The sequence below is a fragment of the Rhizobium sp. KNZ14-9A genome (assembly GCF_056755015.1).
Genome location: NZ_JBPGXB010000001.1, coordinates 216,506 through 241,516, shown reverse-complemented (window position 1 = coordinate 241,516; position 25,011 = coordinate 216,506). Strand labels below are relative to the sequence as shown.

Genomic DNA, 25,011 nt, shown 5'->3' with positions numbered 1-25,011 from the left:
TATGTTGGTTCGGTGCATTCACTCGGCATCGCACGCCGGTTTTCGTCAGCCCTTCGCCTTGGCGCGTTGGGAAGCAAGCAAGGCCATCAGTTCCGCCATCACGGTTGCGGCCAACAAAGCGGTGACCTGTCCCGGCCCGTCGTAGAGCGGATTGACCTCAACCACGTCGCAGCCGACGAGGTTGATGGCGTGAAGGGCGCGCAGGATCTGCAAGGTCTCGCGCGCCGTTGGCCCGCCCGCCTCGGGCGTCTGGACCGCAGGGGCAGCGGACGGATCGATGAAATCGATGTCGAAGGAGACGAAGGCGGGTCGCGCGCCGACGCGATCGGCGATGCGCTGGGCGAGACCGTGAGGGCCGAGATCGAGTGCATCGTCGGTGGACAGCACGTCGTAGCCGAGATCGATCGACTGGCTGATATCGTCCTTCTGAAACAGCGAGCCGCGCATACCGATCTGGATCGAGTGCGTGGGATCGATGATCGCTTCCTCGGCGCCGCGACGAAACGGCGTTCCGGCGCTGTACTTCTTGCCAGCGAAATACTTGTCCCAGGTATCGGTGTGGGAATCGAAGTGGATCAGTGCGATTGGGCCATGAACCTTGGCGAGCGCCCTGATCTCGGCAAGCGTGATTGAGTGATCACCGCCGATCGCGAAGGGGACGATGCCGGCATTGGCGAGCGCGGCGACCGACTCCTCGATGCGGTCAAGGGATTCGATCTCGTATCCCGGCACGACATTGGCGTCGCCGACGTCGGCGACGGAGAGTTGCTCGAAGACGTTGATATTGCCGCGATAGGGATTGATCGGACGCAGCATCACCGACATGGCGCGCACTGCGTTCGGCGCGAAGCGCGCGCCGGTGCGATAGGGGCCACCGGAATCGGACGGCAGGCCGATGACCGCGGCGTCCAATCCGCTCAGCGTCGTCGCCTGCGGCAGGCGCATGAAGGTGGGAATACCGCAGAACCGTGGGGTCTCAAGAGAATCGATTGGAAGAACGCTCATGTGCCCTCACCCCAGCTTCGCGTAGCGTCGCTCGAGCCAGGAAGCGACGAAGGTCAGGATCGTGGTCAGAACGAGATAGATGACCGCGACCGCGATGTAGAACTCGAACGGGCGGAAGGTGGCAGCGATCAGCGTCTGCGCGTAGAGCGTCAGCTCGACGACGGTGATCGTCGACAGGAGCGAGGTGTTCTTCAGCGTCGAAATCGCCTCGTTGGTGACTGATGGCAGGATGATGCGGAAGACCTGCGGCAGGATGATCGTGCGCATGGTCTCGCTCGGACTGAAGCCGAGCGCCAGGGCGGATTCACTCTGTCCGCGTGGAATGGCAGTCAGGCCGCCGCGAACGATTTCAGCGACATAAGCGCCGCTGTTGATGCCGAGCGCAATGACGCCCGCCGTAAACGGAGAGAGCCGGATGCCAATCTGCGGCAGGCCGAAATAGATGATGAAGACCTGGATCAGCGTCGGCGTGCCGCGGATGAACCAGATGTAGAAGCCGGCGATCGCACGCACGGATTTCCATTTGGAGCGTTGCGCCAGGGCTGCCAGCAAGCCGCAGGCCCAGCTGACGATGATGGTCAGAATCGTGAGGCCGAAGACCGCCCATGCCGCCTCGAGGAAGCCCGGACCATAGAGCTGAAGTTCCTCCATAAAGCCGCCCATCACGCCTTCACTCCCTGGCCATTGTCTCTCGAAACGGAGTGGCCGACCTCGTCATGCAGAATGCGATGGAGGAACTGCTTCAGGCGATCGCTTTCTGGATGCCTGAGGATCTCGGGCGGCCCTTCCTCTGCGACGACACCCTTGTCGAAGAACAGCACGCGGGAGGAAACGTCGCGCGCAAACGCGATCTCGTGGGTCACGAGCAGCATGGTCATGCCGTCGGATGCCAGCGAGGCCATCAACACCAGGACCTCATGAACGAGCTCCGGGTCGAGCGCCGAGGTGACCTCATCAAACAGCATCAGGCGCGGCTTCATCGCCAAGGCGCGGGCGATCGCCACGCGCTGCTGCTGCCCGCCGGACAATTGTGATGGATAGCTATGGCGCTTCTCGAAAAGGCCGATCCGCGACAGCAGCGCTTCAGCCTCCTCGATCGCCTGTGCTCGCGGCATCCTCAGCAAGCGCCTCGGCGCATGCGTGACGTTTTCGACAACGGTCATGTGCGGCCAGAGATTATAGCTCTGAAACACCATGCCAACGCGAGCGCGCAGCGACTGCAGCTGCGACGGTGTGGGGAAAAAGCGCGATGCCGGGCGGAAATCGAAGGACAATCCCTCGAAATCCATGAAGCCGGACTGCGGCATCTCAAGCGCGTTGATGGATCGCAGGAACGTGCTCTTTCCGGAGCCGCTGGCGCCGATGATCGAAACCACCTCGCCTGCCTGGACCGTCAGCGACACGCCCTTCAGAACCTCGTTCTCGCCGAAGCTCTTGCGGATTTCGCGTAATGTCAGAAGCGGCTCGCTCATGCGGACACCTCCGCCGGAAGCACATCGAGAATGCTGACGGCGACATCCCGCGGGGTGCGAGAGGCACCGTTGATCGGCGTGATATCTTGCGGACAGGCGGACAGCACGAGGACCAGATCCATCTCGGCGCGCATGACGACGTAGTCGCCAGCGGCGGTATCCGGCGGAACGCGATCGACTTGGCCGTCAGCCTTGACGGGAACGTTCATAAACAGGTTGAGCGACGCCGGCGTGAACGGCAACGCAATGTCCAGATCCGAAAGCGCTTCGTGAAAATTGTCGGTGCAGCTGCGGTGATATTCCTGGCAACCGAGCTGCTGGTAGAGCTCGCGATTGCACGGGCAGAGCAGCGTATCGTGCCGCACCTTGGCGCTGTCGGCGACCATCGTCAGCATCGGCCGGCGGCGCGAACTCATCAGCGCCATGCCCTCGGTGAAGAAGATGTTGCTGTTCATCGACCGCGTGTGATCGAGAGATGATGTTTCGAAGAGATCGCTCGCGGCCAATGTCCAGGCATCGACGACCTGGTTGCCGTGGGTGTTCGTCACGAGGGCGAATTGCCCGGCCCTCATCTTGAAGGAGCGCCCCTCGGTGGCGGGAACAATGTCTGCGTCTAGGCTCATTTCAAACTCGTCTTTCTTCGATGCGATCGGTGTGGGGGTGGGGCCGATCGATCGAGCGCAGGCAACCGTATTCAGTATACCAGTGGAGTTCAAGTAGCAATTTCAATAAATTACCGCCTATATAATTGCCTTCTTGTATATAATTTAGACATGGAATGCCTATGCTGTGAGCAGATTTCACGGATCGGCGCTTTAGTTAGCAGAAGGTCAAAAGGCTTGATTGACGTTCGGATACTCGTGGTGTACCGAAAATCAGAGCTTTGACGCATGAGTGCATACGGAGTGAAATCATGGACCGCTACTTCCCGCCGGACGAATACGCGCAGCGCTTGACCCGCGTTCAGGCGGAGATGAAACGGCGCGGCTTCGAGACCGCCGTCGTCTTCGGACGCGGCGGCGGGACGACCGACAATTGCGGCGATATCCTCTACCTCTCCAACCACTACGCCATCAGCGGCGGCATGGATTCGCTGATCTGGACGGCGCGCTCCTTCGCGGGCGTCATCTTGCAGCAAGGCCGCGCACCGCAGTTGCATATCGACGAACCAGAGGTTCGCCGCGATCTCGTCTCCATCGATGACGTCCGGTCCAGCAACCATCCATTCGAAAGCGTCGCCCGCTCGCTGGTCGAACGAGGCGTGACGGGTCCGGTGGCGATCGTCGGAACCAACTTCATTCCGGTGAAATACTACCGGCAGCTGGAAGCCATCGCACCCGAGATCGAATGGGTCCCGGCCGACGATCTCGTTCGATCCGTGCGCCGCATCAAGAGCGCGCGCGAGCTCGACTGTTATCGCGTCGCCGGCGAGACGGCGACGGCGGGTGTGAATGCCCTGATGCAGGGCCTGATCGGCGGCATGTCGGAACGCGAGGCGGCCGGCGAAGCGGCGCGTGAGGTCGTCAGGCGCGGCGGCCGCATCCAGATGATCGGAACCAATCACGGCGATACGCTCGGCTTCGACCAGCGGTTCCCGTTGACCGGTTATAGCGCCGATACACCTCAAGACGGCGATATCGTCACGGGCACACTGCATGGCCCGCTGTTTCAGGGATACTATCTCGATCCCGGCCGGACGGCGGTTCGCGGCAAGGCCAACAGCGAGCAGCTGCGCCTGATCGAAGCGGCCGCTAACATCGTGCATGGGCTGTCCGACATGCTGCGGCCAGGCGTAAAGCTTCTTGAAGTCGCGGCGGAGGGCGACCGGATGACGGCAGCCTTCGGCGGCTCGATTTCACCGATCATGAAGAACTTCCCCTTCTACGGCCACGGGATCGGGCTAGGCTTCGAGCTGCCGCGCATCTCGACCACCATGTCTATGCCCGATGATATCGTGGAGCAGAACATGGTGTTCGGCGTCGAATCATTTCTGTCGCTCGACGGCGTCGGCGCAGCGTTTTTCGAAGACATCATCATTATCGGTAAAGACGGCAACGAGCTGGTCACGAACTCGCCGAGCGTCTTCTAGAGAAGCTTAGCGACTGCCGGAATTCAAAGGACCGGGCGATGCGATCGCCCGGTCCTTTCATGTCAATGTGCAAAAACGCTGTCGAAGTCCTTGAAACCCTTCACTTCGATCGGATTGCCGCTCGGATCGAAGAAGAACATCGTGCGCTGCTCACCCGGCTCGCCTTCGAAGCGAATGACCGGCGGAATATCGAAAGCGATGCCGCCCTTCTGCAGACGCTCGGCGAGCGCCAACCAATCCTCGAGCGGCAGGACGACTCCGAGATGCGGCATCATCACCATGTGATCGCCGACCTTGCCTGTGCGCGTCACATCAAACGGCTTGCCGAGATGCAGCGAGATCTGGTGGCCGAAGAAGTCGAAATCGACCCAGGTGTCGGTGGAACGACCTTCGGCGCAACCGAGGACGTCACCATAGAAGCGTCGTGCTTCGTCAAGATCGGTGACGTGGTAGGCGAGATGGAAAAGTGAGCGCACGGTGGCCTCCTTTGTGAGTGTGAAAGGTATTGATCAGCGAATTGTGAGTGTTCTCGGCAGGACGGACAGCGGCTCGGCGCCGTCGTCCGTGACGATGACCGTCTCCGACGCGCCGACTGTCCAGTGACCGTAGCTTCGAAGCGTGGCGGGTAGATGGAACACCATCCCCGGTTCGATCACGCGTGACACGCCGGTAAACAGGCTCAATATGCCGCCTTCGCCCCAATCAGGCGCGAAGGCGACGCCCATCGAATAGCCGATGCGCTTTCGAAAGGCGGCGGTGTAGCCGGCATCGTCTATGATACGCTGCGCCGCCTCGTGTGGCGCCGAACAGGCGGCGCCCGGGCGGATCGCGGCCAGCGCAGCATCGAGCGCCTGCAATGAGCAATCCATCATCCGGAGCGCTTCATCCGGCGCATTGCCGATCCACACGGTGCGCATCAGCGCCGCGTGGTAGCGCGCATGGCTGCCCGCGAGCTCGAGGAAGACCGGATCTCCTGCTTCCAGCCGGCGCCGCCGCCAGGTCATGTGCGGCAGGCCGCTGCGGTGGCCGGAGGAGACGAGCGGCTCCATCGCCATGGCCTCGGAGCCGGCCCGCGTTGCCGCCTGCAGCATGACGGCGGCGATCTCGTTTTCGTTGCTGCCTTCCCCGCAGGCATCGATAGCCGCGATCATGCCCGCTTCGGCGTAGCGCGCGGCGGCGCGGATCGCTGCGAGTTCGTCGGCGGATTTGATCATGCGCAGCGGCGGCAGAATGTCGGAGCCGTCGGCAAGACGCTCCTGCCCCAGCTCCCTGGCAAGCTCGTGGGCGAGTCTGGGCGGCAGAAACCAGCCACCGAGTTCGATTGCCGGCCGGGTGATCTTCCGGTCCCGCAGCAGCGCCACCAGCGCTGAGACGGGGCTGTCGCCATCCTGATAGACGGCGATATCGGAAAGCCAGGTGTTGGCCGCCGTGCCATAAAGTTCCAACTGCCGAACCAGCAGCGTCACGTCTCCCGACGCCGTCAGGATCAACGCCTGAAAAGCAAAATATCCAGCGGTCTGGCGGCCGGTCAGCCAGTAGATCGTCTCCGGTCCGGTGACGATAAGCGCTTGGTGGCCGCTGGCCCCCAGCGCCGACACGGCCAGCGCCTGGCGTCGGGCGAACTCGTCCCGCGAAAAAGAAGCCTCGCTTCCGCAGAGCGCTTCCAGATCTTCATTGGGTAGGTTGGGCTGCATGTTCACTATCTCAGCTCCGCGCCAGCCAGCCGAGGAAGCGGGCGCGCACGCTGTCGAAATGAGTCTCCATCGCCGCTCGCGCGGCCGCCCCGTTCCCGGCTTCGATCGCGTCGATCACGGCGATGTGCTCGAGCGCCTGCTGGTCGAACCGGTCGTGGGTGCGAGTGATCGTGCAGCGGCGGGCAATGCCGCGCATCTCGGTCAGCATGGTCGCGAGCAAAGGGAGGTCGGCTGCATAGGCAACGGCGTTGTGAAATGCATCGTCGTCGAGCCAGAAGTGATCGAAGGCAATGTCACCGCCATTGGCGTAGGCGCACATGCGCTCACGCGACTGGATGAGATCGGGCGTAAGCGGCCGCGTTGCCGCCGTCTCGGCGGCGGCCCCCTCCAACAGTCGCCTAAGCTGGACGATCTCAAGCAACTGCTCGACGCTCACCTGGCGCACCATGAGCGCGCCGTTCGGCAGCCTCGAGATGACGTCCTCTTTCTCCAGGCGCGAGATCGCCGCCCGCAATGGCGTGCGCGATATGCCGGAGTCCTGCGCGAGCGAACGTTCCGTCAGCATATCGCCGGAAGAGAACTGCCCTTCGAGGATGCGTTGCTTCAGGTCGCGATAGACCTGCTGTGTCAGGGTTTCCTTGTCACTCATGTCGTGAACCGCCCCTCTCGTCTGATATTGCCGCGTACAAGGTTTCAGCCGCTGCGGCCAAATCCGCATTATCCATGGCTTCGTCGGGATTGTGGCTGCCGTTCCAGTTGCGCAGGAACACCATGACGGAATCCCAACCGGCCTGCGCGAAGGCGGCGGCATCGTGCCCTCCCCCCGAGAGCATGCGCCGTGGCGAATGGCCCAAAACTCTCGCCGCATCTGCGATCATATTGCCAAGCGTCGCGGATAGCCGCGTCGGCTGGCTGCTCGATTGTGCACCGAAATCGAAGCGCACGCCGCGCTCTGTGGCGATCGCCGCGGCCTCGGCCTGCAGGAGACCGTCGACCTGGTCCAGCACCGCGACATCGTCGCTGCGCAGATCGACACAGAAGTCGACCCGGCCCGGCACCTTGGCAAAGGCATGTTCCGAACTAGCCGCATCGACCCTGCCGAAGGTGACGGCGAGATCGTGGCCCGATCGCAGCACGTCTCCCCAATGCCGGTCCATCGCGACGACAAGGTCGGCAAGCGCGAAAACGGTATCAGAGCGCGCAGCGCGCGGCGCGCCACCGGAATGCGCCCAGGTTCCGTGGACGCTTGCGTTGCGGTAGCGCAAGCCACCGCGCACGCCATCGACGATACCGAACGCCTCGTTCGCGTCATAAAGCACCGGTCCCTGCTCGATGTGCAGTTCGATGAAGCGTGCGGGCGAAAGGCCTGAACCACTCAATATGGCATCGGGATCCCCGCCTTCCGCGCGGATGTGGTCGCTGAGGGTGCGGCCATTATCGGCTCGCTTCGCCTGCAGTTCGGGCGCCGTCAAGCGCCCGAGCGCTGCGCGGGATCCGGCATAGGACACCGGAAACCACACGCTTTCTTCTGCGCGCGTGACGGTGACGACAAGATCGACCGGCGGCGCCTCTCCGCTTTCCACGAAAGCGGCTGCAAGGGCGACGGCGCCGGCGACGCCGGCCGCGCCGTCATAGGCGCCGCCCATGGCAACCGTATCGACGTGCGAGCCGATATAGATTGGTGGTGCATCGCGATCGCGTCCCGGCAGGCGCGCAAAGAGATTGAGCGCGGCGTCCCGTGTCACTGTCATGCCCAGACGTTCCACCTCGTCGGCGACCACATCATGCGCGCGGCTTTCAAGCGGGCTGTATGATGGGCGGGTGAAACCCGGTCCGGGATCGGAGATGGCGTTGATGCGATCGAGCAGCCGAGCGATCGTGTCACTGATGATTGCGCTCACGCGGCTACCACCGGAAGGAATTCGATGGTTGTGGCCGGCTTCGCGCCGGAAAGCGCCAGAAGCGCATTGCGGGCGGCGCCGACGGCCACGCGCTGCAACGCCTCCGGCGTCGTGCCCCCCAGATGCGGGGTGAAGATAACCCGCTCGGACGCGCCCAGCTGACCACTCGGTGCTTCCGGCGAATAGACGTCCAGTGCCGCTGCGGCGACAATGCCGCTTGCAAGCGCCTCGGCAAGTGCGTCCTCATCGATCAGGCCGGCGCGCGCCGTGTTGACGAGAATGGCGCCCGGCTTCATTGCGGCAAACGCGCTGGCGCCGATCATCCCACGCGTTTCGTCGCGCATGGGGGTGTGTAGCGAGACGACATCGGCCTGCGCGAGGCCTTCTGCAAGCGTGCTCACCCGCTGGAACAAACCGGTGTCGGCGCTTCTCGGCGAAAAGACGAGAACCCTCATGCCGAGTGCTGCGTCAAGCATCCGCCCCAGCCCGGCGCCCGTCGCGCCCCATCCGACGACGAGCGCGATCTTGCCTGACAATTCACGAAACTTGTGGGCCTCACGGAAACTACGCTCGCCGGAGCGAACCGCCTGATCCGCTGCCGGAACAAGCCGGGCTGCGGCGAGCGTGAGCCCCAAGGCGAGTTCTGAAACCGATTGCGCGTTCGCGCCAGGCGTATTGCACACCAGCACGCCCTTCTCGTGCGCCGCGCGCTTGTCGACGGCATCGTGGCCCGCGCCGTGAACGACGATCACCTTCAGGCGGTCACTTGCGAGAATGGGTGCGGCCGACAGGCCGGCATCGCGGGTGATGACGGCGTCGCAGCCAATGATCATCGTCGATACGGTTTCTACATTAGTCGATGGGCACAGGACGGGTTCCACGCCCGCTTGCCGCAAGAGATCAAGGCCATCCTTGTGAATGGGCTGAACGATCAGGCACTTCATCGTGTTGCTTTCCGCTCATTGCTTTCAAGCCGCCCGACAATCGCGTCGCGGGCATTGAGGACATGTTGGCTCATCAGCTTCCCGGCGCGCTCGCCATCCTTGCCGCGCAGCGCGGCGATGATTTCGAGGTGCTCTTCGCACCCCTTTAGATAGCGTGCGGGAACGAGGCTGTGGTCGAACATGCAGGTCCGGCGCCTCAGATCGCTGATGGTGCGCACCATCATCTGGTTGGACGTGGAGCGCGCCAGCGTCAGATGGAAATCGTCATCGACTCGGCGCTGCTCGTCCTCCTCGCCCGGCCCCTCCGTCATCAGTGCGGTCACACGCCTTTCGAGACCGTCGAGGATGGTGAGAGCGACCGCGGTCGCATGGCGGGCGCAATAGCCTTCGATGACGCTCCTGAGGAAGAAGATCTCGTTCACCTCGGCTGGTGTCAGCGTGCGCACCTTGAGAAAGCGCCCTTCCTGGACGGCGAGCCCTTCGGCCTCGATGCGCTTGATCGCTTCGCGCACCGGCGTGCGCGACATGGCAAGCTCCTCACCGAGCTTTGCCTCCTGCAAGACATCGCCGGGCTTGAGTTCGCCAGCGAGGATCATCTCGATGATTTTCGCATAGGCCTGCTTGGCAAGCGGTTGGTTCATTATTCTCGTTCCTCCGCCTTTATAGCGGCCTCTGGTTTTTCTTCGAGAGACGCAAGAAAATCCGCGAGCGCCTTGTTACGCGCGATCAGCAGATCCTCCGCCTCGTCTTGAGATATGGATTTGAAACGAATGGTGCTGCCCGTCGCGGTCTGCGCCAACCGTGACAAATCGACGGAGGCAACGGTTGCAATCTTCGGGTAGCCGCCCGTCGTCTGGCGCTCCGCCATCAACACGATCGGCCGGCCAGACGAGGGCACCTGGATCGAGCCCGCCACCGTGCCATCCGAGACAATATCGTGACCGGCGAAGGCATGGATCGCGGGACCATCCAGGACCTGCGCCATGCGGTCTCGGCTTGCCGTGATGCGAAACGGTTCCCGCAGGAAATCCTTCCAGGCGGTGGCGTCGAAGTGATCCGCCTGCGGCCCCGGAACGACGCGCATCGGACCATTCGAGCGGGAGCAGGGCTTGCGCAACGCCAGCAGCGACGATTGTTTCGTCTCGCCAAGCGGGAGCGCATCGCCGATCGCAAGACGCCGGCCGTCCACGCCACCGAGCCCGGAGCGAAGATGCGTCGAGCGCGCCTCCAGAACCTTCGGCGTCTCGATGCCACCCGAGATGGCGAGATAACCCCAGACGGCCTGCCTCAAAGCGCCGATCTTCAGGATCTCGCCCGGCATCAGCCAGTGGCTTTCCCAACCATGCCTGACCTGACGATCGACGGTGATATCGACGGCGCCGCCGGTCACCGCGAAACGCACCGGCTTCTCGACCACAAAGGCCCCGCCGACATGCGCGAATTCCAGCGCCGCGTCGCTATCCGCGTTGCCGACAAGCCGGTTGCCGATCAGCATCGATGCACGGTCCATGGCACCCGCGCCGGAGACGCCGAGACGCATCAGCCCGGTGCGTCCGAGATCCTGGACCGTCAGCATGGGGCCGGCTTGCTTGATATGGAGCACAGTCATCGCGTCTCCCACTCCTCCACCGGCTCACCTCGCGTGATGGCGGCATCGAGGCTTTCGGCCTCGTCGGCATCAACCGGGCGGAAGCGCACGCGATCGCCGGCGCGCAACAGGAACGGGTCGGCGCGCGAGGGATCGAACAGCCTCAGCGGCGTGCGGCCGATGAACCGCCAACCACTGGGTCCAGGAGCGGAATTGATGCTGGCCTGCTTGCCGCCGATGCCGATCGCGCCGGCTTCGATCCGCTGGCGCGGAACGGCAAGGCGCGGCGTGTGCAACTGCTGCGGTAGGCCGCCGAGATAGGAAAAGCCCGGCGCGAAACCGATCATGTAGACACGATAGTCCGCCGAGGCATGCAAGGCGATCAGTTCCTTGCGCGACATCTGCTTCATCTCCGCAAGTTCTTCGAGATCGATTCCGACCTCGTGACCGTAAAGGACAGGCACGGTGAGCCGGCGTGCAATTGCGCCGCCCAACGACAGCTGGCCGAGCAGCGTTTCGAGCGAAGCGGAGAGGTTTTTCCCACGGATTATGATGGGATCATAGGCGACGAGTAGCGAACGATAGGTCGGAACGGTTTCGATGACGCCCGTTATCGGCTGTGTCGCCAGCATGTCCGCTAGCGCGATCACGCGCTCATTCGTCTCTTCATCGATCTGATCGGAAAATTCGACAACAAGCGCGCTGTCGCCAGACGGGATAATGCGCGGATAGTTGTGCTTTACCGGCTGCGTCGTGGCCATTTCAGGGACTTAATCCTTACGAGGGCTTCGGGCGCAGTAATGCCGCTCAAGCGGCGTAAGTGCCGGGCGCAAACGTAAAGTGAGAGACATTTCCACCATCACCATTACACGTCTCGACAAGCGAGATTCTCAATCGACAATGCTCTTGTCATTTCAGTACACCAACTGTATGTCAAGCATTATCCTACGCCGCCTGAATCTGACGAATGGGCGGCACCGCCCTCGCAAACAAGGAGTTCGACCGTGGTATCAGTGGATTTGAACTGCGACATGGGCGAGAGCTTCGGCGCCTACAAGATCGGCGACGATGCGGCCATGATGGAGATCATTACCACGGCCAACGTAGCCTGCGGTTTCCATGCAGGCGATCCCATTGTCATGCGCGACACGATCTTGAGCGCCAAGAAGCATGGCGTCGCGGTCGGCGCCCATCCATCCTTCATGGATCTCTATGGTTTCGGCCGTCGCCGCATCTCGGGTGAACGGCCGGAGGATCTCGAGGCGCAGATCATCTACCAGATCGCCGCCATTCAGGGCATGGCGACGGCGCTTGGCTGGCCGATCACGCATGTCAAGACGCACGGATCGCTCGGCAACATGGCCGCCGAGGACGCGGAACTGGCCGGCGTCTGCGTGCGCGCCATCCGCGCCGTTGATCCAAACCTCGGCTTCATCACCCTCCCATATTCGCAAACCATGCGTGCGGCAGAAGCAGCCGGTCTGCGCGTTGCCTGCGAGGTCTATGCAGATCGCCGCTATCTCGACAACGGCATGCTGGCGCCGAGGCAGATGGATGGCGCCGTCATTCATGATGTCGAACAAAGCGTCGACCAGGTGCTGTCCATGGTTGCCGACAACAAGATTCCGACACTCGGCGGTGGGAGCCTCGCCGTTGAGGCCGCAACGGTCTGCATTCATGGCGACACACCAGGCGCCGCCGCGACGGCGCGGGCGCTGCGCAGTAAACTCACCGCCGCCGGAATCGACATTGCCCCCTTCTCCACGCCTAGAATCTGAACGAGGAATGATCTTGACCCGTACCGTCTACCTGAACGGCAGCTGGCTCCCCGAAGCCGATGCGAAAGTTTCCGTTTTCGACCGGGGCTTCCTGTTCGCCGACGCGATCTACGAAGTCACCGGCGTTGTCGGCGGCAAGCTGCTGGAATATGCCGGTCACGCGGCCCGCCTTCAGCGCTCCACGTTCGAACTCGGCATAGCCTGCCCACTGACGCAGGTGGAGTTGCTTGCCGTCCATCGCGAGATCGTTCGCAGGAACGATCTTGATGAGGGGCTCATCTATCTGCAGATTTCCCGCGGCGTAGCCGATCGCGACTTCACCTTCCCAACGGACGCAACCCCGACCCTGGTTCTATTCACCCAGGCGAAAGCCGTACTCGACAATCCAAAGGTGAAGACGGGGATTTCCGTGGCGCTGGTCCCCGATCAGCGCTGGGCGCGGCGCGATATCAAGACGGTCCAGCTGCTCTATCCCTCGATGGCGAAGATGAAGGCGGCATCTGTCGGCGCCGATGACGCCTGGCTCGTTGAGGACGGCTTTGTCACTGAAGCGAGCTCGGCCACCGCGCACATCATCAGCAGGGACGGGAAACTGATCACGCGCGGCCTGTCGAACGCGATCCTCCACGGCATCACCCGCCTCAGCGTTCTAGACATCGCCCGCGACGCTGGGCTCGTCGTCGAAGAGCGCGCCTTCACGCCTGACGAAGCAAAGAATGCCCCCGAGGCCTTCATCACCTCGGCAACCAACTTCGTCTTGCCGGTGACCTCGATCGACGGGCAGCCGGTCGGTGACGGCGAGCCGGGGCCGCGGACGTTGAAGCTTCGCCAGCTCTACATCGATAACAAGTTGGCGAACGCCATCTGACCCTTCTTGTCGCCCGTTCGCGGGTGACAACGATGTTGTCCCGCGTCCCGTGGCCCATCACCATTGACAAACCTCATTAGCGCTAGGCAGCCTCTGGGTTTATACGGTTTTGTAGGATCAAATTTTAATAAACAGTCGTCAACCATTCGCGCTTGACGCTACCGCGATCCTCAATCAATTCCCTCATGGCAGATATTTTAGTTGCCGTAATAAGGCAGTTTCACAAATCGGTTTGTCTATTTACGAGCCGTAACCTTTCAAACAGATCCTTCGCCTTGACGGGATTCGAACTGGCGACCCACGCCACCGGCGGTGGAACGAAGCTTTCTAGCGTCCGTTTCTTCCAAGGTCAGCAAAGGAGGAAATTCCCATGCCCCGTGGTGACAAATCAAAATATACCGACAAGCAGGAGCGCCCACGTATCGGCGTTGCTGATGAGCGCTGAAACGAATTCATCGCTCGCAATCGCCGCCGTCGCTGAGGCCGCGCGAGGGCAGAGATCTCCGGCTGCTTTCGCATGAAGTGTCGACAACGCCACAAGCCCAGATCAGTTGGGCGACCGATGTATTCGGCAACGCGGTTGCCACCGCGGTTTTCAGCGAAATGACCGATATCCTGACCGTCGACAGCGTCGCCTTGGTCAACCTCACCGCTGCCGCATGGCCGGTCTTTGCTATTGCAGGCTCCGCCATTACCTTTCCATTCCGCTATTCGGATGAGGAATGGACCGATCTCGGCGCGCTGACGGCTCGTCAGTTTGCCGACCCGTTCCAGCAACTTCAGCGGTGGGCACAGGGATTTGTCGCAAGCAATTCGACGGACACGCTGTCGCTTCTCAAGGACATAAGTGCGGGAGTGTCTTCATCGATCTCCTATCAAAGCCGTGAGGCGGAAGGCACACAGACGCCGACCCAAACTCTGGAACGTGGTTGGGGATCATGCCGTGACTTCGCGGTGCTGTTTGTTGAAACTGTTCGTTGTCTGGGCTTTGGAGCGCGCATCGTGTCGGGATACCTGTTCAATCCCGATCGAATATTGCTTGGTTCGCGGGATCAGGGCTCGACCCATGCCTGGGTCGAGGTATTCGTACCCGGTGCTGGATGGATTACGTTCGATCCGACCAATCGCAGCATGGGCGGGGCCAATCTCATCCCTGTCGCCGTCACTCGCGATATCGCGCAATCCGTTCCCGTCGCCGGCAGCTTCGTCGGTGCGTCCGATGCCTTCATATCGATGGACGTGGAGGTCGAGGTATCCACGTGAGTCTCGGCAGGCCCACGAGGATTTTAGTCGTCCAGCCATTCGCCCATGGCACTTATTGCACGTGCTGATCCCGGTCGCGCTGCAGGTGTGAGCTGGCGATCACGCTGGTTTCCGGCGCGAACAAATCGTGTTTCTCGGCAAAGGCGGCAAACAGGCCGCGCGCGGTCTCGGCTTCGATCTCGCCGCGCAACGCCGCGACGCATGCCTTGAGAGCAACAGAATGCGCAGGATCCCTGAGCGATGCTGGCCATTCGCAAAGATGCCGGTAGGCGTCCATGACGCTGCGAACCTCTGCCGGAAAGCCAAGGCCGACAAGAATGAAAACTGGCTGTCTGAACATATCGGGTTTCATCGCTCTCTCCTTCCCAACCCGGAATGTTGATGGATGGACGCCGTCGCAACGGCGCCCTGTTCTGCGGATAACGCAGTTACGCGGCCTTTTGCGCTTCGATCTGCGCTGGAGCAGCAGACGTCATTGCGGGAGCGCTCTGGATGGAGATCTTGCGCGGCTTCAGTGCCTCCGGGATCTCGCGAACCAGATCGATCGACAAGAGACCGTTGCTGAGGTCGGCCCCGTTCACCATGACATGATCGGCAAGTTCGAACCGATGCTCGAAGGGACGGCCGCCAATGCCGCGATGCAGGTAGCCTTCGTTTGCTGCTTCCTGCTTCTTGCCGGTGACGGTCAGAAGATTGGACTGGAAGGTGATGTCGAGATCGTCCTGCGCGAAGCCCGCCACCGCAATCGAGATCCGGTAGCTGTCGTCACCGGTCTTGACGATGTCATAGGGCGGCCAGTCGCTGATCGAGCGGGCACGCTGGGCGTTTTCGAGAAGATTGAAGACCCGGTCGAAGCCGACGCTCGAGCGGAAGAGGGGTGCATAGTCGTAAGATGTTGCCATAGCCATATTCTCCTTGAAGCAACATGGGTACGGGAGGGCCGAAAGACGACGCCTCCAGCAAGGCCAGCCCTGTCATCAGCGGCTGACGGGAATCGATTTGGTTTGGCATATTTTGATTCAAGAGCGCGCTGCTGAAAAAATTCGCAGCTCCGCCGATAAGGATTTTGATACGATGCTGCACTGCAGCGGAACCATTATCAGGCCAGCCGCATTTTAAAAGATCATCATCCCTTCGACGCCAGCAGGTGACAATGATCTCTGCAGCAGATCCCGTCTATGTCGCCAGGAGACAAGACTACGGAACGTAGACCATCGTCGACATCAAAACCGGCCGAATAGCCGACATCAGCGGATGTGTTCTGAGACGGCTTGACGTTGCGATGGCAGCAGGGCTGGTGCAGGACTTGAACGAGACAGCGACGCACGGGTTCGAGAAGGTGGCGCAAAATCAATCCTGATCGCACAGCATTTATTCCGCGAGACGCTCGGGAAGTTCAAAAACGGCAGCGTTGTCCTGCGACCCGGATGTCATGCGATCCAATTGTTTCACATTGAAGTTCTTTTCCCCATGATCTTGCGCGTCGGTGGAATCGGTCGGACGAAGAAAGGTTCGAACCGTCCAGGAAAGCCTGCAAGGATCTAAGGTATGCATGTCGATCGGCGAATCGCAGCTTGATGCGAGGTTTTTCACCACAGGTCTGCATGACGATTGACGTCCTTGTACAGCAGGTAGCGAAATCTACCCGGACCGCCCGCATAACAGGCTTGTGGGCAGTAGGCGCGCAGCCACATAAAGTCTCCGGCCTCGACTTCGACCCAGTCCTCGTTTAGGCGATAGACAGCCTTTCCTTCGAGAACGTAAAGTCCGTGCTCCATGATATGCGTTTCCATGAATGGGATCACTGCGCCCGGTTCGAGGGTCACGATATTCAGGTGCATGTCGTAGCGGATGTCGGAGGAATCAAGGAAACGGGTGGTCGCCCACTTTCCCTCGGTATCCGGCATCGCATCGAGCTCGCAATCGTCCTCGTGGATGAAGACTGCTGGCGGCAGATCAAGGCCGTCGACAACCTTGAAGGCCTTTCGAACCCAGTGAAAGCGAACCAGCGAGGTGCCGCGGTTGAAGAGCTGCCATGCCGAACCCGCCGGCAGGTAGGCGAAGGATCCTGCGCGTAGAGCATGTACCGTGCCTTCGAACTCGATCGTCATCTGCCCTTCGACGACGAAGATCGCCGCCTGCACTCTGGCATCCGGCTCTGGGCGGGCACTTCCACCGCCGGGCTGCACTTCCATTAAGTATTGGGCAAACGTTTCAGAGAAGCCGGTGAGCGGCCGTGAAAGAATCCAGGCCCTCGTCTTTGCCCAGTGAGGCAGCGCGCTGGTGACGATATCGCTCATCACGGTGCGCGGTATCACTGCATAGGCCGTTTTGAAAACGGCTTTGCTGGACAGGAGGTTGGTCTGCGGCGGTAGGCCGCCCACCTGAGAGAAATAGTTATTCGTGCTCACCATCAGCTCCGGCGTTTGTTTGAGCATATGCTTTACCGCAGCCCAGAAATTCGGCTACAACTGAATAACAGCGCCGCGGGAAAAAAGCGAGGCATGGCGCTATCTATCTACAACATTTATGAAATTTCAGTTTCACATAGTCTGGCATGAAATCTGCTTCTCTTTTTATGACTGGATAGAGGTCCAGCACGGTTCAAAAAAGAGGGAACGGCATGACCAGGACATTATCGACGACCCGATATGGCATCGGCATTCTTCATACCTTGCGGATGACAACGGTATTGGGCACCGTCGCCGCCGCTCTACTGACAGCGGCCGTCATTCCGGCTCTTGCGGCCGGAACGCTGCGCATCGGCATGACAGCGTCCGATATACCGCTGACCACCGGCCAGACCGACCAGGGCGGTGAAGGCCAGCGCTTCATGGGTTATACCGTCTACAATTCGCTCATCGAATGGGACCTCACCAGCGCCGACAAACCTTCTGTCCTGATCCCCAGCCTTGCAACCTCCTGGCAGGTCGATGCAACGGATAAGGCCAAATGGATCTTCAAGCTGCGCGACGGCGTGAAATTTCATGACGGCAGCGCGTTCAACGCCGATGCCGTCGTCTGGAACCTCGACAAGCTGATGAAGCCGGACACACCGCAGTTCGACAAGCGTCAGTCGGCGCAGGGCAAGTCGCGCATTCCGGCCGTCGTTTCCTATAAGGCGGTCGACCCACTCACCGTCGAGATCACCACCAAGGGGCCAGATGCTACGCTTCCCTATCAGATAAGCTGGATCTTGATGTCCTCCCCCGCAAACTGGGAAAAGCAGGGCAAGAACTGGGATAATGTTGCGCAGAAGCCCTCCGGCACCGGCCCGTGGAAGATGGAGAGTGGTTTTACGCCGCGCGAACGCGCCGAGTTGACACCCAACAAGGACTATTGGGACAAGGCGCGCATTCCCAAGCTCGACAAGCTGGTCCTGATCCCGCTGCCGGAACCGAATACCCGCGTCGCTGCCCTGCGCTCCGGCCAGGTGGACTGGATCGAGGCTCCTGCCCCAGATTCGGTCAAGTCGCTGAAGGATGCCGGCTTCAAGATCATCACCAATTCCTATCCGCACAACTGGACCTGGCATCTATCGCGCGTCGAGGGTTCGCCGTGGAACGACATCCGCGTGCGCAAGGCGGCAAACCTTGCCGTCGACCGAGACGGGCTCAATGAACTTCTCGGCGGCCTGTCTATTCCGGCTCAAGGCTACATGCCGCCAGGCCATCAGTGGTTCGGCAAACCCTCCTTCAAGGTGGAATACAATGTCGACGAAGCCAAGCAACTGATGAAGGAGGCTGGTTACGGCCCAGACAACCCGCTCAAGACCAAGGTCATCATCTCGTCGTCCGGCTCGGGCCAGATGCTGCCGCTGCAGATGAACGAATATATCCAGCAGACGCTCGCCGAGGTCGGCATCAATGTCGAATACGAAGTGATGGACTGGAACACGGTGATCAACGTCTGGCGCGCCGGCGCCAAGGATCCGAGCGCCAAGGGCGCGACGGCGATCAACTACAGCTACTTCATCCAGGACCCCTTCACGGCAATGATCCGCCAGTCCCAATGCAACCTCGCGCCGCCAACCGGCACCAACTGGGGTTATTATTGCGACAAGGACATGGACGCGCTGTTCGACAAGGTGCGCAACACTTTCGATCCCGTCGAGCAGGACAAGGTGATGCAGCAGGTGCACGAGAAATACGTGAACGACGCGCTCTTCCTGATGGTGACGCACGACGTCAACCCGCGTGCCATGACCGCCAAGGTCAACGGTTTCGTGCAGGCCCAGAACTGGTTCCAGGACTTTTCGACGATCTCCATGGATCCCTGATTTTGAGCAGGCGGCGCGCAAGGCCAACCGGCGCTCCGCCTTCCATGATGCCCGATCAATCGCTTTTCGTGAGGACACCATGCTGCTCTATGCACTCAAACGACTACTGCACGTCATACCTGTGACGATCGGCGTGAGCATCGTCTGCTTCATGCTGATCCATATCGCCCCCGGCGATCCGCTGGCCGCGATCCTGCCATCCGACGCATCGGCCGACGTGCAGAACCAGATGCGCAGTTTCTACGGGCTCGACCAGCCGCTGCCCGTTCAATATGCCCTTTGGGCATGGCATGCGCTGCACGGCGACCTCGGCACTTCCATCGCCACCGGTCGACCCGTACTGCAGGAGATCCTCGGTGCCTCGGTCAATTCCATCATCCTGGCGCTGGCGGCGGCAACCATCGGCTTTCTCACCGGCTGCACGCTGGGTCTCCTGGCCGGCGTGTTGCGCGGCGGTTGGATAGACCGAATCGCATCGATGTTTTCGATGCTCGGCGTCAGCTTGCCGCATTACTGGCTCGGCATGGTGCTAGTCATTGCCTTTTCCGTCACGCTCGGCTGGCTGCCGTCCATGGGCGGCGGGCCGGAAGGATCGGCGGGCCGGAGTTTGAGCTGGGCCTATATCCAGTTCCTGATCCTGCCCGCGGTCACCATGTCGGTTATCCCGATGGGGATCGTCGCCAGAACGGTCCGCTCGCTGGTCGCCGACATCCTCTCGCAGGATTTCACTCAGGCACTGGCCGCCAAGGGGCTGATGACCCCGCAGATCCTGCGGCATGTGGTACGCAACGCCGCGCCGACGGCATTGTCGGTCATGGGCCTACAGCTTGGTCAATTGCTGGGTGGCTCGATCCTGATCGAGACCGTCTTCTCCTGGCCCGGAACTGGCTTCCTGCTGAACGGCGCGATCTTCACCCGCGACCTGCCTATCCTACAGGGCACGATCCTCGTGCTCGCGATGTTTTTCGTTTTCCTCAACCTCGCAGTCGACGTGCTGCAAAGCGCCATCGATCCCCGCATCCAGAGGAACTGACCATGGCCGTCATAACCGCAGACATTCCACCGGCTGCAATAGCCGTCGCCAAGTCGCCCGGCTTCTGGAGCGGCGTGCTGCGCCGCATCTGTCGCGATCCCGTCGCCGTCACGGCACTGGTCATCCTTCTCCTTCTGGTGCTGATGGCGATCTTCGCTCCCTATATCGCGCCCAACGATCCGTCCAAGGGCAGCGTCATCCGTCGCCTGAAGCCGATCGGAACGCCGGGCTTTATCCTCGGTACCGACGAACTCGGCCGCGACATGGTCTCCCGGCTCATCTACGGCGCGCGACTTTCTCTCATCATGGGCGTCATACCCGTGCCGATCGCTTTCGTCATCGGCTCGACCATCGGCATCGTCGCAGGATATACCGGCGGCATTGTCAACACGCTGCTGATGCGCACGATCGACATCTTTTATGCCTTTCCGTCCGTGCTGCTGGCGGTGGCTCTCTCCGGCGCGCTCGGATCGGGGCTCACCAATGCGCTTGTTTCGCTGGTCGTGGTCTTCATTCCGCAAATCGCCCGCGTTGCCGAAAGCGTTACCACGCAGGTTCGCAAGCTCGACTATGTAGATGCGGCGCGGGCGTCGGGCGCTCCGCCGATGACGATTATCCGCGTCCACATTCTCGGCAACGTGCTGGGACCTATCTTCGTCTTTTCGACAAGCCTCGTCTCCGTGTCAATGATCCTTGCCTCCGGCCTTTCCTTCCTTGGCCTGGGGGTGCGGCCACCTGACGCGGAATGGGGGCTGATGCTGAACACACTCCGCACCGCGATCTACAACAATCCGTTCGTGGCAGCACTCCCCGGCGTGATGATCTTCATCACCTCGATCTGCTTCAACCTTTTCTCAGACGGGCTGCGCTCAGCCATGGATGTGAAGTCATGATTAGCATCGTCGAAGAACCGGCCTATGACCTTCCCGTCGGCGAAAGAGGCGGCCCGGCACAGCCACTCATCTCCGCCCGCGGGCTACTCAAACACTTTCCGGTCAAGGGCAGCGGCTTCATGAAGCCTAAGAAGGTGGTGCGGGCCGTCGATGGCGTCGACTTCGACATCCTCAAGGGCGAGACGCTCGGCGTGGTCGGCGAAAGCGGCTGCGGCAAGTCGACGACGGCGCGGCTGCTCATGCAGTTGATCATGCCCGATCAGGGCGATATCCTGTTCGACGGCGAAACGGTTGGCGGCGCATTGCCGCTCTCGGATTATCGCCGGCAGGTGCAGATGGTCTTCCAGGATAGTTATGCCTCACTCAATCCGCGGCTGACCATCGAGGATTCCATCGCCTTTGCCCCGCGGGTGCATGGCGTGCCGATGGCGAAGGCGATCACCCGGGCGCATGACCTGTTGCACCGTGTCGGGCTGGAGCCCGCACGCTTTGCCGGCCGCTACCCGCACGAACTGTCGGGTGGCCAGCGCCAGCGCATCAACATTGCCCGTGCCCTGGCACTGGAACCGCGCCTCGTCATTCTCGATGAAGCAGTATCCGCGCTCGACAAATCTGTCGAAGCTCAGGTCCTTAACCTGCTCCTCGACCTGAAACGAGATTTCGGCCTGACCTACCTTTTCATCTCCCACGATCTCAACGTCGTGCGCTTCATGTGCGACCGGGTCATGGTCATGTATCTCGGCAAGGTGGCCGAGATCGGCAGCCGCGATGCGATTTTCGAAAACACCCGCCACCCCTATTCGGCGGCGCTGCTCGCCTCGATGCCGAAGATGGACCCCTCCGAGCGAACCACCGAGCCGCCGCTGTCCGGCGACCCGCCGAACCCGATCGATCCGCCATCGGGCTGCCGTTTCCATACCCGGTGTTCACTTGCAGAGGCCGTCTGCAGTGAAAAGCTGCCGCCGCTTGCCGATGTGTCCGAAAGCCAAGCGGCCGCCTGCCTGATGTCTGTACCCGGATCGGGCCACAGCCGCGCGCCAGTCTTGATGGAGGCATGACCATGCAGACCGATGCCATGATCGATATCCGCAATCTCTCCGTTACCTTCAACCGCGGCCGCAAGCCGGTCAAAGCCGTCAACGGCGTCAGCCTTTCGGTCCGGCCGGGGGAAGTCGTTGCCCTGCTTGGCGAATCCGGCTCCGGCAAGAGCGTCACCATGCGCTCGCTGCTGCGGCTGCACCCCAGGGGCACCAGGATCGAAGGTTCAATGACCGTCGACGGCCGCGACGTCACCGGGCTTTCGACCAGGGACCTCGGTGCCTTTCGCGGCGCCATGGTCTCAATGGTCTTTCAGGAACCGCGATTGGCGCTCGACCCGGTCTATACGCTCGGCCGGCAGATCGAAGAAACGATCATGCGTCATGAGCGTATCCCGCGGTCGCAGGCCGCAGCGCGTGCCCTCACGCTCTTCCAGAAGGTCAAGATCCCCTCTCCCGAGCGCCGGCTGCAGAATTACCCGCATGAAATGTCGGGCGGCATGCTGCAGCGCTCGATGATCGCCATGGCGCTCGCCTGCAACCCAAAGGTCCTGCTGGCAGACGAACCGACCACCGCTCTCGATGCAACGGTACAGATCCAGATCCTGCTGCTGATCCGCGATCTGCAGAAGGAATACGGTCTCTCCGTCATCTTCGTCACCCATGATATCGGAGTTGCGGCGGAGGTCGCCGACCGGATCGCCGTTATGTATGCCGGGCGGATCGTCGAGGAAGGCAGCGTCGCCGAGATCATCCGCAATCCCAAACACCCCTATACGAGGGGCCTTCTGGGCGCCCGCGTCGAACTTGCCCATGGGCGCGACCGGCTGATCACCATTCCGGGGGCACCGCCGGATCTCGCCAACATGCCGGCGGGATGTGCCTTCGCTCCACGCTGCGCACAAGCCTCGGATCTCTGTCGAGCGAATGTTCCGGCCCTCATGACGATTGGTGAGGCAGCGAGGGTCGCCTGCGTGCAATATGCCTAGCAACGGCTATGATTATCAAAAACGATGATAACTAAGGGAGGAGGACATGCGGTTCGCATGTCTGGAAACAATGAAGCGCATTACTCTCATCAACCCGAACACCTCTCAACCGACCACGGCGATGATGACTGACATCGCCCGCAAATATCTGCCCGAGGGCTTCACCGTCGAAGGAGTCACCGCAAGCACGGGCGTGACGATGATCCTCGACGCGGTCGCGCTTGCAGCGGCGGCGGAAGGCGTTGTTGAAATGGGGATGGCTGCCGCGCCGCATGCAGACGGGTTGATCGTCAGCGCCTTCGGTGACCCAGGCCTCGACCGCCTGAAAAGACTGTCGGGCCTGCCTGCCGTCGGCATATGCGAGGCCAGCATCCTGGAAGCGACCGCCGGCGGCCGCCGCTTCGGTATCGCAACAGTCACTCCGCATCTGGTAACCAGTTTCGTCAAGAAAGCCGAGGAACTGGGGGGTGCGCGCCTTTTCACCGGCACGCGTCTGACGACCGGCGATCCGACACAGCTGGCTGCCGATCCGAATCGCTTGCGGGCTGAACTCGAAAAGGCTGTCCGCGCCTGTTTCGAACAGGATGGCGCAGATGCCGTCATCATCGGCGGCGGCCCGCTCGGACAGGCGGCCGACGATATTCAACGGCTGCTTTCAGCCCCGGTGATCGCGCCAATCCGGTCAGCCGTCGAACTTCTACTGTCGCACATGACCCATCCGTCGAAAGCGGTTGCGAAAGCTACGCAATGAGGAAACCGCACCCGTCTCGCAATCGCGCACCCGCTTTTTATGTTGCAAGTCGATTGTCGCCAAACGAAAGTCTGCCCGCTGAGAATATGGCGGAGTTTACGGTGCCGAAGGATAGATCATTCCTGTATCGCGTGCGGCAGGCATTGCCCGATCTCCACCCCGCCGAAAAGCGTCTGGGAGAATTCGTCTGCGACTTTCCCGGCGAACTCGCCAGTTACTCGGCGCAGGAACTTGCCGCCCTTGCGCATGTCTCGAAGGCGACCGTTACTAGGTTCATCCAGCGGCTGGGTTATGAAAACTACGAGGAAGCTCGCCGTCATGCCCGGGCGGAAAAACAAACCGGCTCCCGGCTTTTCCTCGCAAGCTCCGCCGATCCGACATCTTCTCAATCGGTAACGGCGCATATCGCGCAGGGGATCGCTAATCTCGAGGCGACATTCCTCTCCATTTCCGACGCCCAGATCGAGACGGTCGCTGCTACGATGATGCAGGCGCGCAAGGTGTGGGTACTTGGCTTTCGCAGCAGCCATCCCTTCGCGTCCTATCTGCAATGGCAGTTGACCCAGGTGATCGAGGGCATCGTAGCGATCCCCGGTGCCGGGCAAACGCTGGGAGAACATCTCGTCAGCTTGCGCGAAGACGATGTCGTCATTTTCTTCGCCATGCGCCGCAGGATCGCCCAGATTGATATGATCCTCGCACAGATCCGCAAATCGAAGGCGAAACTCCTCTACATCACCGACGAAGGTGCATCCTTCGAGACCGCTGCAAGCTGGCATTTCCGGTGCCAGACGCTGGCGCCTGGACCGTTGTTCAACCACACATCCGTCATGGCGCTCTGCCACCTTCTGATCACCAGATGCCTAGAAAAGGCAGGTGTCGAGGGACGTAAGCGCCTCAGAAATATTGAAACACTCAACGAAGGCCTAGAAGAGCTTTAAAAGCAGATGAACGATCGTTTGGAGCATATGGGAGACGTGACGACGTTCATCGCCCGGGCTTCAAAAAGTTCTACCGACGAGAGACCCAATCCGCAAGTTTGGGATATTCACAAATCGCGCCGGCTGCGAATTCCGGTGAGCGCATTGAGATAATCCGACGCGACGAAAGTCGCACGACCGCCCGGGCAACACGGACATCCAGCTGAACATCATCTACGACTACAGGACCAATGTCGCGCTCTACCCCGCCTTTCACGCCTATTTCCGCGCGCATCGGCCGCCGGCCCTGATTCTGTGGGGCGAGAATGATCCCATCTTCCTGCCGGAAGGCGCTGCAGGCTGATGCCTATGGCGGCTACAATCCGCTGTTCAAGGCAGAGCACCATTGCGGTCCGCTGACCCCGGCATTGTGCTGGTCGCATTCGCGTCGCAAGTTCTTCGTGCTTGCAGACATCGCTACCAACGCCAAACGGGGGAAGAACGCCA

General features: G+C 61.2%; 27 protein-coding genes and 2 pseudogenes. 13 read left to right on the top strand and 16 right to left on the bottom strand.

The window, feature by feature from the left end; translation table 11 throughout:
* Nucleotides 1-45: 45 nt before the first annotated feature.
* From speB to ACR9ZQ_RS01190, 4 genes are read right to left on the bottom strand one after another with little or no spacing between them, the layout of a single operon-like run.
* Nucleotides 46-1,005: an agmatinase gene (gene speB / locus ACR9ZQ_RS01205; protein ID WP_481426622.1), complete on the bottom strand. Its 960-nt coding sequence runs from the start codon at nt 1,003-1,005 to the stop codon at nt 46-48.
* A 6-nt stretch (nt 1,006-1,011) separates the two neighbouring features.
* Entirely contained in the window at nt 1,012-1,668 is a 657-nt protein-coding gene (locus ACR9ZQ_RS01200; RefSeq protein WP_439018669.1) for an amino acid ABC transporter permease, read from the bottom strand.
* Nucleotides 1,668-2,477, bottom strand: a complete 810-nt coding sequence (locus ACR9ZQ_RS01195) for an amino acid ABC transporter ATP-binding protein (RefSeq protein WP_439018670.1) — start codon at nt 2,475-2,477, stop codon at nt 1,668-1,670. The genes ACR9ZQ_RS01200 and ACR9ZQ_RS01195 overlap by 1 nt, the downstream gene beginning before the upstream one ends.
* Complete coding sequence (locus ACR9ZQ_RS01190) at nt 2,474-3,100, bottom strand: DUF1989 domain-containing protein (protein ID WP_481426621.1); 627 nt, start codon at nt 3,098-3,100, stop codon at nt 2,474-2,476. The genes ACR9ZQ_RS01195 and ACR9ZQ_RS01190 overlap by 4 nt, the downstream gene beginning before the upstream one ends.
* A 290-nt stretch (nt 3,101-3,390) precedes the next feature.
* Between ACR9ZQ_RS01190 and ACR9ZQ_RS01185 the strand changes: the two genes are divergently transcribed.
* Nucleotides 3,391-4,566, top strand: coding sequence for a M24 family metallopeptidase (locus ACR9ZQ_RS01185; RefSeq protein ID WP_481426620.1), 1,176 nt, complete (start codon nt 3,391-3,393; stop codon nt 4,564-4,566).
* 62 nt (nt 4,567-4,628) lie between these two features.
* On the opposite strand, the gene ACR9ZQ_RS01180 is transcribed toward ACR9ZQ_RS01185, so the two are convergent.
* Genes ACR9ZQ_RS01180 through pxpB form a run of 8 tightly spaced genes read right to left on the bottom strand, consistent with a single transcriptional unit; the run spans nt 4,629 to nt 11,454 of the window.
* Nucleotides 4,629-5,042, bottom strand: a complete 414-nt coding sequence (locus ACR9ZQ_RS01180) for a VOC family protein (RefSeq protein ID WP_481426619.1) — start codon at nt 5,040-5,042, stop codon at nt 4,629-4,631.
* A gap of 33 nt (nt 5,043-5,075) precedes the next feature.
* Nucleotides 5,076-6,260 (bottom strand): M24 family metallopeptidase, encoded by a 1,185-nt coding sequence (locus ACR9ZQ_RS01175; protein WP_481427263.1) that lies wholly within the window; start codon nt 6,258-6,260, stop codon nt 5,076-5,078.
* A 10-nt stretch (nt 6,261-6,270) separates the two neighbouring features.
* Nucleotides 6,271-6,909 (bottom strand): GntR family transcriptional regulator, encoded by a 639-nt coding sequence (locus ACR9ZQ_RS01170; RefSeq protein ID WP_439018674.1) that lies wholly within the window; start codon nt 6,907-6,909, stop codon nt 6,271-6,273.
* Nucleotides 6,902-8,161, bottom strand: a complete 1,260-nt coding sequence (locus tag ACR9ZQ_RS01165; protein ID WP_481426618.1) for a hydantoinase/carbamoylase family amidase — start codon at nt 8,159-8,161, stop codon at nt 6,902-6,904. Before ACR9ZQ_RS01165 ends, ACR9ZQ_RS01170 begins: the two co-directional genes overlap by 8 nt.
* On the bottom strand, nt 8,158-9,105 hold the full coding sequence (locus ACR9ZQ_RS01160) for an NAD(P)-dependent oxidoreductase (protein WP_481426617.1): 948 nt from the start codon (nt 9,103-9,105) through the stop codon (nt 8,158-8,160). Before ACR9ZQ_RS01160 ends, ACR9ZQ_RS01165 begins: the two co-directional genes overlap by 4 nt.
* The gene (locus ACR9ZQ_RS01155; protein WP_481426616.1) at nt 9,102-9,746 is read right to left on the bottom strand and encodes a GntR family transcriptional regulator; all 645 of its coding nucleotides are present in this window, start codon (nt 9,744-9,746) and stop codon (nt 9,102-9,104) included. Before ACR9ZQ_RS01155 ends, ACR9ZQ_RS01160 begins: the two co-directional genes overlap by 4 nt.
* Nucleotides 9,746-10,714 carry a 5-oxoprolinase subunit C family protein gene (locus ACR9ZQ_RS01150; RefSeq protein ID WP_481426615.1) on the bottom strand — a complete coding sequence of 323 codons (969 nt, stop codon included), beginning with the start codon at nt 10,712-10,714 and terminating at the stop codon, nt 9,746-9,748. The genes ACR9ZQ_RS01155 and ACR9ZQ_RS01150 overlap by 1 nt, the downstream gene beginning before the upstream one ends.
* Nucleotides 10,711-11,454, bottom strand: coding sequence for a 5-oxoprolinase subunit PxpB (pxpB, locus tag ACR9ZQ_RS01145; protein ID WP_481426614.1), 744 nt, complete (start codon nt 11,452-11,454; stop codon nt 10,711-10,713). The genes ACR9ZQ_RS01150 and pxpB overlap by 4 nt, the downstream gene beginning before the upstream one ends.
* A 243-nt stretch (nt 11,455-11,697) precedes the next feature.
* Between pxpB and ACR9ZQ_RS01140 the strand changes: the two genes are divergently transcribed.
* From ACR9ZQ_RS01140 to ACR9ZQ_RS01130, 3 genes are all read left to right on the top strand, one after another.
* Entirely contained in the window at nt 11,698-12,471 is a 774-nt protein-coding gene (locus ACR9ZQ_RS01140; protein ID WP_439018680.1) for a LamB/YcsF family protein, read from the top strand.
* A gap of 7 nt (nt 12,472-12,478) precedes the next feature.
* Nucleotides 12,479-13,339 (top strand): D-amino-acid transaminase, encoded by an 861-nt coding sequence (locus ACR9ZQ_RS01135; RefSeq protein ID WP_481426613.1) that lies wholly within the window; start codon nt 12,479-12,481, stop codon nt 13,337-13,339.
* A 477-nt stretch (nt 13,340-13,816) separates the two neighbouring features.
* The gene (locus tag ACR9ZQ_RS01130; RefSeq protein ID WP_481427262.1) at nt 13,817-14,602 is read left to right on the top strand and encodes a transglutaminase family protein; all 786 of its coding nucleotides are present in this window, start codon (nt 13,817-13,819) and stop codon (nt 14,600-14,602) included.
* 52 nt (nt 14,603-14,654) lie between these two features.
* Here the strand turns inward: ACR9ZQ_RS01130 and ACR9ZQ_RS01125 are convergent, their stop codons facing one another.
* The 4 genes from ACR9ZQ_RS01125 to ACR9ZQ_RS01110 form a co-directional block, all read right to left on the bottom strand.
* Nucleotides 14,655-14,954 carry a DUF982 domain-containing protein gene (locus tag ACR9ZQ_RS01125; protein ID WP_481426612.1) on the bottom strand — a complete coding sequence of 100 codons (300 nt, stop codon included), beginning with the start codon at nt 14,952-14,954 and terminating at the stop codon, nt 14,655-14,657.
* 76 nt (nt 14,955-15,030) lie between these two features.
* Nucleotides 15,031-15,504: an Hsp20 family protein gene (locus ACR9ZQ_RS01120; protein WP_310384320.1), complete on the bottom strand. Its 474-nt coding sequence runs from the start codon at nt 15,502-15,504 to the stop codon at nt 15,031-15,033.
* A gap of 469 nt (nt 15,505-15,973) precedes the next feature.
* Entirely contained in the window at nt 15,974-16,195 is a 222-nt protein-coding gene (locus ACR9ZQ_RS01115) for a hypothetical protein (protein WP_481426611.1), read from the bottom strand.
* The gene (locus tag ACR9ZQ_RS01110) at nt 16,192-17,016 is read right to left on the bottom strand and encodes a bifunctional allantoicase/(S)-ureidoglycine aminohydrolase (RefSeq protein ID WP_439018914.1); all 825 of its coding nucleotides are present in this window, start codon (nt 17,014-17,016) and stop codon (nt 16,192-16,194) included. The genes ACR9ZQ_RS01115 and ACR9ZQ_RS01110 overlap by 4 nt, the downstream gene beginning before the upstream one ends.
* A 266-nt stretch (nt 17,017-17,282) precedes the next feature.
* Between ACR9ZQ_RS01110 and ACR9ZQ_RS01105 the strand changes: the two genes are divergently transcribed.
* From ACR9ZQ_RS01105 to ACR9ZQ_RS01065, 9 genes and pseudogenes are all read left to right on the top strand, one after another.
* Entirely contained in the window at nt 17,283-18,881 is a 1,599-nt protein-coding gene (locus tag ACR9ZQ_RS01105) for an ABC transporter substrate-binding protein (RefSeq protein WP_481427261.1), read from the top strand.
* A gap of 79 nt (nt 18,882-18,960) precedes the next feature.
* Nucleotides 18,961-19,914: an ABC transporter permease gene (locus ACR9ZQ_RS01100; RefSeq protein WP_481426610.1), complete on the top strand. Its 954-nt coding sequence runs from the start codon at nt 18,961-18,963 to the stop codon at nt 19,912-19,914.
* A 2-nt stretch (nt 19,915-19,916) separates the two neighbouring features.
* The gene (locus ACR9ZQ_RS01095; protein WP_439018688.1) at nt 19,917-20,807 is read left to right on the top strand and encodes an ABC transporter permease; all 891 of its coding nucleotides are present in this window, start codon (nt 19,917-19,919) and stop codon (nt 20,805-20,807) included.
* On the top strand, nt 20,804-21,865 hold the full coding sequence (locus tag ACR9ZQ_RS01090; protein WP_481426609.1) for an ABC transporter ATP-binding protein: 1,062 nt from the start codon (nt 20,804-20,806) through the stop codon (nt 21,863-21,865). The genes ACR9ZQ_RS01095 and ACR9ZQ_RS01090 overlap by 4 nt, the downstream gene beginning before the upstream one ends.
* 2 nt (nt 21,866-21,867) lie before the next feature.
* The gene (locus ACR9ZQ_RS01085; protein WP_481410996.1) at nt 21,868-22,833 is read left to right on the top strand and encodes an ABC transporter ATP-binding protein; all 966 of its coding nucleotides are present in this window, start codon (nt 21,868-21,870) and stop codon (nt 22,831-22,833) included.
* 46 nt (nt 22,834-22,879) lie between these two features.
* Entirely contained in the window at nt 22,880-23,584 is a 705-nt protein-coding gene (locus ACR9ZQ_RS01080; RefSeq protein WP_481426608.1) for an aspartate/glutamate racemase family protein, read from the top strand.
* Between the two features lie 86 nt (nt 23,585-23,670).
* Entirely contained in the window at nt 23,671-24,525 is an 855-nt protein-coding gene (locus ACR9ZQ_RS01075) for a MurR/RpiR family transcriptional regulator (protein WP_481426607.1), read from the top strand.
* Between the two features lie 175 nt (nt 24,526-24,700).
* A pseudogene (locus ACR9ZQ_RS01070) lies at nt 24,701-24,859 on the top strand (alpha/beta hydrolase); the annotation flags it as partial.
* Nucleotides 24,858-25,010: pseudogene (locus ACR9ZQ_RS01065) on the top strand (IS66 family transposase); the annotation flags it as partial. The pseudogenes ACR9ZQ_RS01070 and ACR9ZQ_RS01065, both read left to right, overlap by 2 nt.
* Nucleotide 25,011: the final 1 nt, after the last annotated feature.

Bases quoted from the DNA above. Each gene is read 5' to 3' on its own strand.
- ACR9ZQ_RS01160 (WP_481426617.1), bottom strand. From the start codon at position 9,105: ATGAAGTGCCTGATCGTTCAGCCCATTCACAAGGATGGCCTTGATCTC.
- ACR9ZQ_RS01120 (WP_310384320.1), bottom strand. From the start codon at position 15,504: ATGGCAACATCTTACGACTATGCACCCCTCTTCCGCTCGAGCGTCGGC.
- ACR9ZQ_RS01155 (WP_481426616.1), bottom strand. From the start codon at position 9,746: ATGAACCAACCGCTTGCCAAGCAGGCCTATGCGAAAATCATCGAGATG.
- ACR9ZQ_RS01110 (WP_439018914.1), bottom strand. From the start codon at position 17,016: ATGGTGAGCACGAATAACTATTTCTCTCAGGTGGGCGGCCTACCGCCG.
- ACR9ZQ_RS01090 (WP_481426609.1), top strand. From the start codon at position 20,804: ATGATTAGCATCGTCGAAGAACCGGCCTATGACCTTCCCGTCGGCGAA.
- ACR9ZQ_RS01105 (WP_481427261.1), top strand. From the start codon at position 17,283: ATGACAACGGTATTGGGCACCGTCGCCGCCGCTCTACTGACAGCGGCC.
- ACR9ZQ_RS01195 (WP_439018670.1), bottom strand. From the start codon at position 2,477: ATGAGCGAGCCGCTTCTGACATTACGCGAAATCCGCAAGAGCTTCGGC.
- ACR9ZQ_RS01125 (WP_481426612.1), bottom strand. From the start codon at position 14,954: ATGAAACCCGATATGTTCAGACAGCCAGTTTTCATTCTTGTCGGCCTT.
- ACR9ZQ_RS01190 (WP_481426621.1), bottom strand. From the start codon at position 3,100: ATGAGCCTAGACGCAGACATTGTTCCCGCCACCGAGGGGCGCTCCTTC.
- ACR9ZQ_RS01185 (WP_481426620.1), top strand. From the start codon at position 3,391: ATGGACCGCTACTTCCCGCCGGACGAATACGCGCAGCGCTTGACCCGC.
- ACR9ZQ_RS01135 (WP_481426613.1), top strand. From the start codon at position 12,479: ATGATCTTGACCCGTACCGTCTACCTGAACGGCAGCTGGCTCCCCGAA.
- speB (WP_481426622.1), bottom strand. From the start codon at position 1,005: ATGAGCGTTCTTCCAATCGATTCTCTTGAGACCCCACGGTTCTGCGGT.
- ACR9ZQ_RS01175 (WP_481427263.1), bottom strand. From the start codon at position 6,260: ATGCAGCCCAACCTACCCAATGAAGATCTGGAAGCGCTCTGCGGAAGC.
- ACR9ZQ_RS01080 (WP_481426608.1), top strand. From the start codon at position 22,880: ATGCGGTTCGCATGTCTGGAAACAATGAAGCGCATTACTCTCATCAAC.
- ACR9ZQ_RS01150 (WP_481426615.1), bottom strand. From the start codon at position 10,714: ATGACTGTGCTCCATATCAAGCAAGCCGGCCCCATGCTGACGGTCCAG.
- pxpB (WP_481426614.1), bottom strand. From the start codon at position 11,454: ATGGCCACGACGCAGCCGGTAAAGCACAACTATCCGCGCATTATCCCG.
- ACR9ZQ_RS01200 (WP_439018669.1), bottom strand. From the start codon at position 1,668: ATGGGCGGCTTTATGGAGGAACTTCAGCTCTATGGTCCGGGCTTCCTC.
- ACR9ZQ_RS01075 (WP_481426607.1), top strand. From the start codon at position 23,671: ATGGCGGAGTTTACGGTGCCGAAGGATAGATCATTCCTGTATCGCGTG.
- ACR9ZQ_RS01100 (WP_481426610.1), top strand. From the start codon at position 18,961: ATGCTGCTCTATGCACTCAAACGACTACTGCACGTCATACCTGTGACG.
- ACR9ZQ_RS01170 (WP_439018674.1), bottom strand. From the start codon at position 6,909: ATGAGTGACAAGGAAACCCTGACACAGCAGGTCTATCGCGACCTGAAG.
- ACR9ZQ_RS01085 (WP_481410996.1), top strand. From the start codon at position 21,868: ATGCAGACCGATGCCATGATCGATATCCGCAATCTCTCCGTTACCTTC.
- ACR9ZQ_RS01095 (WP_439018688.1), top strand. From the start codon at position 19,917: ATGGCCGTCATAACCGCAGACATTCCACCGGCTGCAATAGCCGTCGCC.